The 11395-nt window shown below is 67.6% G+C and carries 10 protein-coding genes; 4 read left to right on the top strand and 6 right to left on the bottom strand.

The features are described 5' to 3' along the window. Window positions 1-6: 6 nt before the first annotated feature. Complete coding sequence (locus tag ABD210_RS18760; RefSeq protein ID WP_344112967.1) at window positions 7-1080, bottom strand: acyl-CoA dehydrogenase family protein; 1074 nt, start codon at window positions 1078-1080, stop codon at window positions 7-9. An 89-nt stretch (window positions 1081-1169) separates the two neighbouring features. Here ABD210_RS18760 and ABD210_RS18755 point away from each other — a divergent pair, with 89 nt between their 5' ends. Then, window positions 1170-1946 (top strand): FadR/GntR family transcriptional regulator, encoded by a 777-nt coding sequence (locus tag ABD210_RS18755; RefSeq protein ID WP_344112966.1) that lies wholly within the window; start codon window positions 1170-1172, stop codon window positions 1944-1946. 5 nt (window positions 1947-1951) lie between these two features. On the opposite strand, the gene ABD210_RS18750 is transcribed toward ABD210_RS18755, so the two are convergent. Next, entirely contained in the window at window positions 1952-3880 is a 1929-nt protein-coding gene (locus ABD210_RS18750) for an AMP-binding protein (protein WP_344112964.1), read from the bottom strand. Then, window positions 3877-5064 (bottom strand): acyl-CoA dehydrogenase family protein, encoded by a 1188-nt coding sequence (locus ABD210_RS18745; RefSeq protein WP_344112963.1) that lies wholly within the window; start codon window positions 5062-5064, stop codon window positions 3877-3879. The genes ABD210_RS18750 and ABD210_RS18745 overlap by 4 nt, the downstream gene beginning before the upstream one ends. Before the next feature lie 77 nt (window positions 5065-5141). Between ABD210_RS18745 and ABD210_RS18740 the strand changes: the two genes are divergently transcribed. Both ABD210_RS18740 and ABD210_RS18735 read left to right on the top strand, forming a co-directional pair. Beyond that, a complete protein-coding gene (locus tag ABD210_RS18740; RefSeq protein ID WP_344112960.1) occupies window positions 5142-5561 on the top strand; it encodes an FAS1-like dehydratase domain-containing protein in 420 nt (139 codons plus the stop codon). Continuing rightward, window positions 5558-5998, top strand: a complete 441-nt coding sequence (locus ABD210_RS18735) for a MaoC family dehydratase (protein WP_344112959.1) — start codon at window positions 5558-5560, stop codon at window positions 5996-5998. Before ABD210_RS18740 ends, ABD210_RS18735 begins: the two co-directional genes overlap by 4 nt. A 32-nt stretch (window positions 5999-6030) precedes the next feature. Here the strand turns inward: ABD210_RS18735 and ABD210_RS18730 are convergent, their stop codons facing one another. Then, a complete protein-coding gene (locus ABD210_RS18730; protein ID WP_344112958.1) occupies window positions 6031-7731 on the bottom strand; it encodes an AMP-binding protein in 1701 nt (566 codons plus the stop codon). Between the two features lie 65 nt (window positions 7732-7796). On the opposite strand from ABD210_RS18730, the gene ABD210_RS18725 reads away from it, so the two are divergent. Continuing rightward, the gene (locus ABD210_RS18725; RefSeq protein ID WP_344112956.1) at window positions 7797-8597 is read left to right on the top strand and encodes a PaaI family thioesterase; all 801 of its coding nucleotides are present in this window, start codon (window positions 7797-7799) and stop codon (window positions 8595-8597) included. 42 nt (window positions 8598-8639) lie between these two features. Here ABD210_RS18725 and ABD210_RS18720 read toward each other — a convergent pair whose 3' ends face one another. Continuing rightward, entirely contained in the window at window positions 8640-9857 is a 1218-nt protein-coding gene (locus ABD210_RS18720) for an acyl-CoA dehydrogenase family protein (protein ID WP_344112954.1), read from the bottom strand. Further along, on the bottom strand, window positions 9857-11170 hold the full coding sequence (locus tag ABD210_RS18715) for an acyl-CoA dehydrogenase family protein (RefSeq protein ID WP_344112953.1): 1314 nt from the start codon (window positions 11168-11170) through the stop codon (window positions 9857-9859). Before ABD210_RS18715 ends, ABD210_RS18720 begins: the two co-directional genes overlap by 1 nt. Window positions 11171-11395 lie beyond the last annotated feature (225 nt).

Here is an 11395-nt window from a genome sequence, read left to right as displayed (position 1 = left end):
TTCAGACTAGGGTCCCGTTAGGACCAGGCCGTCCGCGATCCGTTCGTTCCAGACCTGCGGATCGCCGTACAGATGCTCGTCGAGCTTGGCGCGCTTGTAGAAGATCTGCAGGTCGTACTCCCACGTGTAGCCGATCGCACCGTGGATGGTGAGTGCGCCATCGGCGGCCCGCGCACCCTCCGCGGTGACCTGTGCCTTGGCCGCCGCGGCGTGCAGCGCGGCATCCGGGGCATCACTGTCGACCGAGGCGGCGGCGAAATAGACCACAGACCGCGCCGCCTCGACGCCCACCAGGATCGTCGCCGCGGCATGTTTGACCGCCTGGAACGAGCCGATCGGTACGCCGAACTGGTGGCGCTGCTTGCTGTATTCCACCGCCAGGTCGAGCATGCGCTCCGTGGCGCCGAGAGAGTCAGCGGCGGTGAGCACAGCGGCTCGCGCGGCACAGCCGGCCAGGTAGGCGTCGGCATCCACCTCAAGCGGTTCGGACGCCACGGATTCCAACCGCACGTCCGCCACCGATCTGGACCGGTCGAGCAGCCGCCGAGGCGTGATCGTCACCCCTACGGCTTGCCGATCCACCAACCGTAGCGACCTTCCACCGTCCTGCTGAACCACGACGACGAACGAATGCGCACGGTCGCCTGCGAGGACGCGGTCCACCGTCCCGTTCACTGAGCCGTCGGCGTCCAGCACGAGACCTGGCATCTCGCCGGGCACCAGATCTGCAGCAGTCAGCAGCGCGATCGGTTCCTGCGCGAGCGCACGCTCAACCAACTCGGCCCGCCCCGCCAGAGCAGGGATTGCGAGCACCGTGGCGAGCCATGCGGCCGACGGCGCCGCCGCGCGGGCCAGCTCTTCGGAGGTCAGCGCCAGCTCGACGAGCCCGCCGCCCTGGCCTCCTGCTTCTTCGGGAATCCCGACTCCCGACCAGCCGTCCGCGGCGATCCGTTTCTCGAACGTGCCGGCATCGGCCTCGTCGAGCCAGAGCCGCACAGCGCCTGCCGGCGCCACGTCGGCGAGCCATTCGCGCAGCGTCCTGCTGTAGGCGTCCTGTTCATCGGAGAGCTTCCACTCCACGAGGATTCCTTCCTCGGCCTGCCGCTCAATGCGCTGGGCCGGCGAATGATAGTTTAGGTAGGACCAAATAGGCGGGAATGCGATACGACATGGCTGATCCAGTGATCTCGGAGACCGGCACGACCCGGCACGCCGTACAGCTCAACCCGATGCAGGTTCCGAAGGCATCGGACGTGCTGGCCAATGAGCTGCGCGAGCGGATCCTGCACGGCGACTTCCCCGAAGGCACCGCGCTTCCGCCGGAACGCGAACTCGTCACCCAGACCCGGATGAGCCGTACAACGGTTCGCGAGGCGCTGCGCATCCTCGAGGTGCAGGGGCTGGTCCGGATCAAGACCGGGCGGGCGGGCGGCGCTTTCGTCCAGAGCCCGGGCGAGGAGTCGATCGCGAGCTCCGTCAATCTCCTCATCCGGGGCAAGCAGATCCGGTTGGCCGCCTTGCTCGAGACCCGCGAGGCCATCGAGCCCGCGTGCGCCCAACTGGCAGCGCAGTACCGCACAGATGCGGACCTCACCCGGCTGGAGGAGGCCAACGAGGCGATCTCGTCGGAGACGGGCTCGCTGGCCGACTTCCTGCAGGCCAACGTCGACTGGCACATCGCGGTCGCCATCGCGAGCCACAACGAACTGCTGACCGGGTTCATGCTGGCGCTCTCGCGGAGCATCTACGCCTCCACGGACAACAAGGGATTCGTCGACGCCGAGGTACGACGTACTACCGTGCTGGCGCACCGCAACATCACCAAGGCCATCCGCGCCCAGGACGCCGGGGCCGCAGTGCGGCGGATGAAGCGGCACGTGCACGCCTACGCGGAAGCGGTGATGGAGGTCGAGGACCGTACGTCGATCGAGGTCCCCCGAAGCTGACGGTCTCACCGCAATCCCCTGACCTGCGCGCGGATCTCCTCGACCGCTCCAGGGTTCTCCGCACCCGACAGGTCACCCGGATCCGTGCCGAGCACCGCAGCACGCACCGCCCGCCGCAGGATCTTGGCGGACCGGGTCTTGGGCAGTTGCTCGACCCGCACGACGTGGGACGGCGCGAAGGGCTTGCCGATCTCCGTGGCGACCAGAGAGCGCAGCCGCTGTCCGACCGTGTCGTCATCCTCACGGTCGGGCCGACCGACCCAGAACGCCCACAGGGCTTCGCCTTTCGCAGGATCCGGTACGCCGATCACCGCGGACTCGGCCACCGCCGGATCCACTGCCAGGACGGACTCGATCTCGGCCGGGGCGACCCGCTTGCCCGCGACGTTCATGACGTCGTCGGAGCGCCCGAGGATGAACCAGCCTCCCTGCTCGTCCACCAAGGCGTAGTCGCCGTGCCGCCACAGCCCGGGGAACGTCGACCAGTACGCCTCCCGGTAGCGGGCATCGTCTCTCCAGACTCCGCGGGTCATCGCCGGCCAGGGCTGCCGGCAGACGAGCTCGCCGACGCTCCCCCGGAGCGGATGCGCCTCGTCATCGACCACATCCACGTCCATCCCGAGCGCTGGACCACCCAGAGAACAGCTGCGGATTTCCTCCACCGGGTAGGGACACAGGAAGGATCCGCCGACCTCGGTGCCGCCGGAGAAGTTGATGATCGGCACCCGGCCGTCGAACACCTCACGGGCCAGCCACTCGTAGGACTCCGGATCCCACGGCTCACCGGTCGAACCCAGGATCCGGATCGACGACAGGTCCGCGGCAGGCAGTTCGTTGCCGACAGCACGCAGGGTGCGGATCAGGGTCGGTGAAACACCGAGCATGGAGACCGAGTGCCGCTCGACGAGCCGCCACAGCCGATCGACGTCGGGGACGTCCGGGGAGCCCTCGTAGAGCAGCAAAGTGCCCCCGCACGCGTGCGTGCCGATGATCGACAGCGGGCCCATGATCCAGCCCATGTCGGTGATCCAGCAGAAAGTCCGTCCCGGCCGCAGGTCGAAGCCATAGGCCACCTCGCTCGCCACCTTGGTCAGGAAGCCGGCATGAGTGTGCACCGCGCCCTTGGGGCGGCCTGTCGTCCCGGAGGTGTAGGCCAGCAGGAGGACATCCGAGGCCGAGGTCGGCTCGGCCTCCAGGTCGGGCTCAGTGGCCAGCAATTCCGACCACGCGACCTCCGCTTCGCCGACCTTCCCGTCTCCGAGGTTGTCCACGACGACCACCACATCCACACCAGGACAGGAGATCAGAGCCTCCTCGAGCTGTGGCTGCATCGCCACGGCCTTGCCTCGGCGGATCGTGCCGTCGGCGGTGATCACAGCCTTCGCGCCGGCATCCCGGAGCCGGGAGGCGATCGCGGTCGGCGCGAAGCCGGAGAACAACGGCACCACCATCGCGCCGATGCTGGCGATGGCATACGTCGCCACGACCGCCTCCGGAGTCATCGGCAGGTAGATGGCGACCGCGTCGCCTTTCACGATCCCGCGGGCACGCAGGCCGGCTCCGGCCCGGGCGACCTGATCCGCCAGCTCGGCGAACGTGAGGACGCGGACGTCACCACCCTCAGACTCATGCACGACTGCGGCGGCGTCCGGTGTCTCGTCAGCCCAGCGTGCCAAGCAGACGTCGAATACGTTCAGGCTGCCGCCGACGAACCACTCGGGGTCGGCGATACCGCGGCTGACGTCGACCACCTCGGAGTACGGCTCGCGGAAGGTGATCCCGAGATCCCTCACCACGACATCCCAGAAGGCGCCGATGTCCGCGACCGAACGCGCCCGGAGCTCGTCGGCTGTAGTCACCCCGAGCGTGCGCATCAGCCGGGCCACGTTGGAGTTCTCGAGGTAGTCCGGTGTCGGGTGCCAGGTGTAGGTCATGAGTTCGCCTGTGGATTCCGGGGCATGCCGAGGATCCGCTCGGCGACGATGTTGCGCTGGATGAAGGTCGAGCCGCCTGCGATCGCAGTACCGCGGGCCTGGTTGGCCAGCCGGAGCCATCGCGGCGCGGCACTGCCTTCGTCGTCGAGACCGAACTGGTCCCCGAGCGGTTCGAGGGAGAGCCGGAAGTCCGCGAGATCCTCCACCAGCGGGCAGAAGTAGAGCTTGCCGATCGACGTCACCGGACCGGGCGGTCCATCCGATACCGCCCCGGTGATCACGCGTTGGCTGATGGTCCGGTGCACAAGGGCCCGCGCCCACAAGTCCGCGATCGCCTGACGAACGTGCGGGTCGGCACCAAGCGGACGGCCGGCGGCATCCATCCGGTGCCGGACATCGTCGATGATGTCGTCGATCGCCTTGCTGGTGTTGACCCGCCCGGTCGCGATCGCGACGCGCTCGAAGGCGAGTGTGCCCATCGCCACCGACCAGCCGCCGTCCACCTCTCCGACCACCGCACTGTCCGGCAGGAACACGTCATCGAGGAACACCTCGTTGAACTCCGCCTCGCCGAGCAGGTGACGGAGTGGACGGACGGTCACGCCGTCGCTGTCCATCGGGAGCAGGAAGAAGGTGATGCCTTTGTGGCGTGGTCCACCTGTCCGAGCCAGCAGGATCGCATGCGCCGCGATCTGAGCGCGGCTCGTCCAGATCTTCTGTCCCTGGATGCGCCAGCCGCCGTCCACCTTGACGGCCTTCGTCCGCAGGGACGCCAGGTCGGAGCCGGAGTCAGGCTCGGAGAACAGCTGGCACCAGATCTCGTCGCCGGTCAGGATCGGGCGCAGATAGCGAACCTTCTGCTCCTCGGTTCCGAAATGCGCAATGGTGGGACCGCAGAAGTCCTCGCCGATCAGGTTGAGCCGCTCCGGCGCCCCGGCCCGGTCGCACTCCTCGCCGAAGATCGCGCGCAGACGCTCGTCGAGACCCTGGCCGCCGTACTCCGTCGGCCAGGTGAGCCCGGCGTACCCGGCTTCGAACAGCATCCGCTGCCACTGCCGCCAGAACCCGAGTCGCTCAACCAGGTCGACCGGCTCCGGCCACGGCAACTCGGGCAGGGCCTTCTCGAGCCAGCCGCGTACGTCGGTCCGGAACCGCGCCTCGTCCGGGGTGTCTGCGAGGTCCATCGTCACCACCTTGTCGCTCTCACTTCGAACTGTACTATAGGTCAGACCAAAAGACCTTAGCTGGCTGGAGGGTGCTGGTGAGCGATCTCGTCGGGACCATCGTCGATGTCGTCGCCTTTGACATCGAGCGCGGCAAGATCGCCGAGTTCGCCAGGGCGACCCACGCCGAGGACCCGTCCCACCGCACCCCGTGCGCTCTGGCCACTGCCACTCACGTCGTGGTCTCGGGCCATCAACGCGACCAGGCCGCCTTCGTCGAGAAGCTCGGTCTGGAGCTGAGCCGGATCCTGGTGGGTTCGGTCAGTTGGGAGTACGAGCGGCCGCTGCGCGCCGGCGACTCGGTCGTGGGCACCCGGACGGTGATCGCCGACGAGAACCGCGAGGGCAAGCATGGCGGGACGATGCGCCTGATCACCCTGGAGACGGTGTACGTCGATGCCGCTGGCGCGGTCGCCGTACGCCAGCGCGAGGTCCTGATCGAGAGGGGACGAGGATGATCGAGGCCACCTTGGGCGAGCGGCCGGCCAGCCGTAGCTTCGGCCCTCTCACCCAGACCGACATCGTGAGGTTCGCCGGCGCTGGTGGCGACTTCAATCCGCTGCACCACGATCCAGCCGTCGCGTCGGCAGCCGGTTTCGAGCGGCCGATCGCGATGGGCCAACTGACCGCTGGACTCGTGGCCGCCTGGCTCACCGACTGGTGCGGGGTGGAGAACCTGCGGAGGTACGAGGTGCGGTTCACCGCCCCCTTCATGATCGGCGACACGGTCGAGCTGTCGGGCGTGGTCGTCTCCGTCGAGCCTCTGGAGGATGACTACGGTCTCGCAGTGGTGGAGCTCAACGCCGAGGCCGCCGGGCGGAAGCTGCTCACTGGCCGGGCAACCTTTGTCACCGCTCGCCGAACGGTGGAATCCCTCAGACCTTTGCGGACATAGCGCAGTACGGAGCTGGCGCTGTTCGACAGCGCTCAGGCCAGCTTCTTCGAGATGTCGGCGCGGAGGATGTGCTTCTGCACCTTGCCCGTGGCCGTCATCGGCAACGCGGGCACGATCTCCAGCCGCTCGGGAAGCTTCTGAACCGCGACGTTCAGCTCGCGTAGATAGCCCGTGATCGCCTCCAGGGTCAGGCTTTCGCCCTGGGCAGCCGGCACGACGTACGCGCAGACCCTCTCGCCGAGGCGCTCGTCCGGCATGCCGACGATCGCGACATTGGCGATGCCGGGATGACGCAGGAGGTGATCTTCGACCTCCCGGGCACTGATGTTCATCCCACCGCGGATCACGATGTCCTTGAGCCGACCCGTCACCCGGACGAAGCCGTCGGTGTCCATCCGCCCCAGATCGCCGGAGACCGAGAAGCCTCCTGCGGTGAACAGTGCGGCGGTCTGCGTCTCGTCACGGAAGTACTCGATCATGTGGCTTGGGCCCCGGTACGCGATATCCCCCTCATCGCCTCGAGGTACCTCGAGGCCGTCGGCGCCGACGATCTGCACGAGGGCACCCTCCAGGGCCGACCCGTCCGAGGTGACCGATCGGTCTGGAGGGTCGTCCACCGTGCACATGGTGGTGAGGAAGTTCTCCGAGCGTCCGTAGAGACTCAGGGTGCGGCAGCCGGCGAAGAGCTCACGGGATCGCTCCACGATTGAACCCGGGATGGGTGAACCCGCACACACCCACAGCCGCAGGCTGCTCGCGTCGTGCTTGTCCGGGTCGTAAGCGCTCATCAACATCTGCAGGAACGGCGTCGCGGTCACTGCGGCAGTGCAGCCGTACTCCTGGATCCGGCGCAAGCCGTCCGCGGGATCGAACGTCTCCATCAGGTAGGACTTCGCGCCGGCGAGAAGCGGCAGCACCACGCTCGTCACCAGCCCCGTGCTGTGGGTGACCGGTGACGGACCGAACTGCACGTCGTCCTGGTTGTAGTGCAGGCTTTTGGCGATGGCCGCGGCACTGGCCCGCACGGTGTTGAAGGTGTGGAAGCAACCTTTCGGCCGCGACGTCGTACCCGATGTGTAGACGATCAGGAACCCGTCGTCAGGAGAGCTGTCCGGGCCTGCATCGGAGTCGAGTTCCGCCAACTCCCCCTCGGCGAGGAGCTCCGTCAGCGAGATCGCGATGGACGGATCGAGGTCGTCTGAGGCACGCGCGACGAACAGCGAGCGGAGCTCCGGACACGCGCCGCGAAGTCCGGCGAACATCGCGAGGTGACCGAAGCCACGGAACTCCTCGCAGGTGACCGCGGCGACCGCTCCCGAGTGCTGTAGAACATAGGCCACCTCGTCGCCTCGGTAGATCGGCATGATCGGTACGACGATCACCCCGATCCGCGAGGCAGCCGCGGCCACCATCGGAAACTCGGTCCAGTTGGGCAGTTGAACCGCGAGCCGGTCTCCCGCCCTCAGGCCGGCACGACGTAACCCGACGGCCAGGCGCAACGCCAGGTCGCGGAACCGCGCGTAGCTCAGGGAGGTGCTGCTGTCGAACACGAAGGTCTGGTCGGGCCGCGCGCCGGCCTGCTCGTTCACCAGTCCGGTGAAGCTTGTCGGTTGCCAGAACCCGGAGGCGTAGTACCCCGAGATCTGCTCGTCGCTGTACCTGTCATGGACGGTCTTCATCGGCGTGGTGGCCATCACGTGCTCTCCCTCGTGACGCAAGGTCCTTGGTCGCACATTAGAATGGTATGACCGTTTATTCAAGACACCGAGTGCCGCCCGGCAGCGAGGAGAGCTGACAAGTGCCCCAACCTCTGACCGAAGCAGCTGGAATGATCGTCGCCGGCGGGCCCGAACGTCTGTTCCGGATCGACTCCGTCGCGCCGGGCCGGACGTCAGTCACCGGATCCATGACGACTGGCCCCTGGTCGGCGGGACCGGACGGACGGCCCTGCGCGGGCTCACTCGGCGTCCTGGTCGACAACGTCCTCGGCTACGCCATCCAGACCCGGCGGCCGGAGCACAGCTGGTCGGTCAGCACCGAGATCTCGATCGACTTCCTGGCCGACTTCCCCACTGACGGGTCACCCCTGTACGCCGAGGGGCGCGTGCTGCAGCTCGACGCCATCGGCGGCATGGCGTCCGGACAGGTCATCGACTCGACCGGCCGTGTCATCGCGCACAGCCGCCAGCGCGGCCGATTCGTCACCCAGTCGCCGGGCGTATCCGCTGCGACGAGCAAGCATCGTCTGCTGGCAGCCGACACCGCGACGGTCATCGGCATACCGGCGTGCGCGATGCCGGATCTGCCTCTGGAAGTGACAGCCGAACTCGGCAATCCCCTCGGCAATCTGCACGGAGGGGTCTCGCTGTGTGCCTCTGAACTGGCGGGCATCGCTGCCCTCAGATCATCGAACCAGGCCCTGGTGACCGCGTCGATCCACGTCGCCTACGTTCGGCCCGTCCCAGTGGGCACTCACCTAGTCTTCAGCCCATCAGTCCTCCACCGCGGCCGAACCTTCGCCCTCGCCCAGGTAGTGAGCACCAACGAGACCGGCAAACCCTGCACCATCGCAACCATCACAGCCCACAACCCCAGCTGATGAGAAGCCCAGCACCGACCAAGCCGAAGGACCCGTGACCTGCTATTTCAGCTCGGCCGAGGTCTTCCCGAGCAGGCGCCGCGCGACGATCAACTGCTGGATCTGCTGGGTACCTTCGAAGATGTCGAGGATCTTGGAGTCTCGGGCCCACTTCTCCAGGAGTTCGTGCTCGCTGTAGCCGATGCTGCCGGCGAGCTCCACGCAGCGCAGGGTGATGTCGTTGCCGACGCGCCCCGCCTTCGCCTTCGCCATCGAGGCCTGCAGGGAGTTCGGCTTGCCGTTGTCGGCCATCCAGGCGGCCTGGAGCGTCAGCAGATAGGCCGCCTCCCAGTCCGCTTCCATTTGCAGGTACGACGCCGCGGCCGCCGGCTGCAGGTGGACCGGCCGGTCGTAGTCGACCTCCACACCAGCCTCGGACAACAGCGAACGTGTCAGCTCCAGCGAAGCGCGGGCACACCCGACGGCCATCGCGGCCACCAGCGGGCGCGTGTTGTCGAAGGTCTGCATGACCCCCGCGAAACCCTTCTCCGCATCCACCTCAGCAGAGCCGAGGAGGTTCGCCGCAGGCACCCGGCAGTTGTCGAAGCGGATCGTCGCGGTGTCCGACGAGCGGATCCCGAGCTTGTGCTCCAGCCGCTCGACCGTCATGCCCGGGGTGTCCTTGAACACCACGAACGACTTGATCGCGGCCCGCCCGAGCGATTTGTCCAGCGTCGCCCAGACCACCACGGCATCACAGCGACCGCCCGCGGTGACGAAGATCTTCTCGCCGTTGATGACGTAGTGATCCCCGTCCAGCCGCGCGGTCGTCTGGATGTTCGCCGAGTCGGATCCGCAGCCCGGCTCGGTGATCGCCATCCCGGCCCACACCCCCTCGAACCGCTTCAGCTGCTCGTCGGATGCCACCGAGGCGATCGCGGAGTTCCCCAGGCCCTGCCGCGGCATCGACAGCAGCAGCCCGACGTCACCCCAGCACATCTCCATGATGGACAGCACCGACGAGAGATTCGACCCGTTCTTGACCTTGCCACCGTCGTCCCCGTCGCCCTCGGTACGCCGTACGCCGCTGGCTCCGGCACCCGAGCCGGTTCCCGAAGCGCCCAGGCCGTCCACCATCGCCGCGAGCATGTCGAGCTCTTTCGGATACTCGTGCTCGGCCAGGTCGTACTGCCGGGAGTTCGGCCGCAGCATCTCCGCCGCCACCTGGTGTGCCTGGTGGACGAACGCCCGGAACTTCCGCGGGGTCTCGAGGTTGATCATCAGACCAGCACCGCACCTTCCATCACGCCGACGGCCCGCAGATCGCGGTACCAACGTTCGACCGGGTGTTCCTTCACGAAGCCATGGCCGCCGAGCAGCTGCACCCCGTCCGTACCGATCTGCATGCCCTTCTCCGAGCACAACCGACGCGCCAACGCCACCTCACGAGCGAACGGAAGCCCTTGCTCAGCACGCGATCCGGCCCGGTAGGTGACGAGTCGCATGCCCTCCAGCTCGATGCCGATGTTCGCGACCATGAACGCGACGGACTGCCGGTGGCTGATCGGCTCACCGAACGCCGTCCGCTCGTTCACGTACGGCGTCACGTAGTCGAGCACCGCCTTCGCAGTACCAAGGGAAAGCGCACACCACCCGAGTCGCGACAGGCGGACGCATTCCGTGTAGTCCTCCGAAGTTCCCAGCTGCACGGCCGGGACATCCTCCAGCAGCACCCGGCTGAGGCTGGCCGCGCGAAGCCCCATGGAGGGTTCCGCCTCGATAGTCACGCCCGGGTGATCCGACTCGACCAGGAACAACGCCGGCCCCTGGTCCTCGAGCTGGGCCGCGATGACGAACACCTCGGCCTCGGCGCCCCGTGGTACGAGGGACTTCACGCCGTTCAGCAGGTGCCCAGTCCGCTGCCGCGTCGCGCGCGTCGTGAGAGCGAACGGGTCGAACAGCGGCCGCGGTTCGACGATCGCGAGCGCCGCGGCCGGGACGGACTCCCCCGTGAACGCCGGGAGATACGTCGCCTGCTGAGTCTCGTCACCCCACAGCGAGATCGCCGTGCTCACCGCCGCCGGCGCAAGGCACGCCACCGCCTGGCCCATGTCGCCATGCGCCATCGCCTCAGCGACCAGTACGCCGGTCATCGCCGAGCGCTCGGTGACGATCCCGCCGAGCTCCTCCGGTACTTCGATCAGGCTCAGCCCGAGCTCGGCGGATTGCGCCAGCACCTTCGCGTCCGTAGTACTGGCTGTATCAGCGTCGGGGGCGCCCGGCCGCAGCACCTCCGCGGCGAACTCCGTGACCACGCCGACCACCATCTGCTGGTCGTCGGTCGGCGTCAGGTCGAACCGCCCGGCGCCCTTGGCTGCGGGCAACCGCGACGGCTTCGCCAGTTTGCTCGCCGCGGTGAAACTCCTGGTCAGCGCGCCGGCGGTGCGGAAGCCGGTCTTCGTCGCCTCGAACACAACCCGCTCGGTCTGCTTGCGCCACCCGAGCCTGTCGATCGCACGAGACCTCGCCAACCGGTTCAGCAGCGCGACCCCCATCCCGATGGCGTCCCGCCGGCTTCTCTCCTGCAAGCTCATACCGCCAACTGTAAACCGAAGTTACAACCCAAGTAACGTGACCCATCTCACGGCAGGCTCGGCAGCGCTGTTTGCTGATCGCCGGCCCGCTGCTGTCGTCGGATCGAGGTGACGGACAGGCTTGTGTCGCGAGCCGGTGTCGGCGGTCCGTGGGTTGGGATGGTGGGCATACCGACGCTGACCGCGCAGCGGGTCTCGGTGCGGACCGTTCGCCGCACCCGGTCA

The organism is Kribbella alba (assembly GCF_039529635.1).
GTDB classification, from domain to species: domain Bacteria; phylum Actinomycetota; class Actinomycetes; order Propionibacteriales; family Kribbellaceae; genus Kribbella; species Kribbella alba.
This window is presented reverse-complemented; position numbering and strand designations above follow the sequence as displayed.

Excerpts from the sequence above, each read along its gene's own strand:
- ABD210_RS18755 (WP_344112966.1), top strand. The coding sequence starts at position 1,170 with ATGGCTGATCCAGTGATCTCGGAGACCGGCACGACCCGGCACGCCGTA.
- ABD210_RS18750 (WP_344112964.1), bottom strand. The coding sequence starts at position 3,880 with ATGACCTACACCTGGCACCCGACACCGGACTACCTCGAGAACTCCAAC.
- ABD210_RS18745 (WP_344112963.1), bottom strand. The coding sequence starts at position 5,064 with ATGGACCTCGCAGACACCCCGGACGAGGCGCGGTTCCGGACCGACGTA.
- ABD210_RS18735 (WP_344112959.1), top strand. The coding sequence starts at position 5,558 with ATGATCGAGGCCACCTTGGGCGAGCGGCCGGCCAGCCGTAGCTTCGGC.
- ABD210_RS18720 (WP_344112954.1), bottom strand. The coding sequence starts at position 9,857 with ATGATCAACCTCGAGACCCCGCGGAAGTTCCGGGCGTTCGTCCACCAG.
- ABD210_RS18715 (WP_344112953.1), bottom strand. The coding sequence starts at position 11,170 with ATGAGCTTGCAGGAGAGAAGCCGGCGGGACGCCATCGGGATGGGGGTC.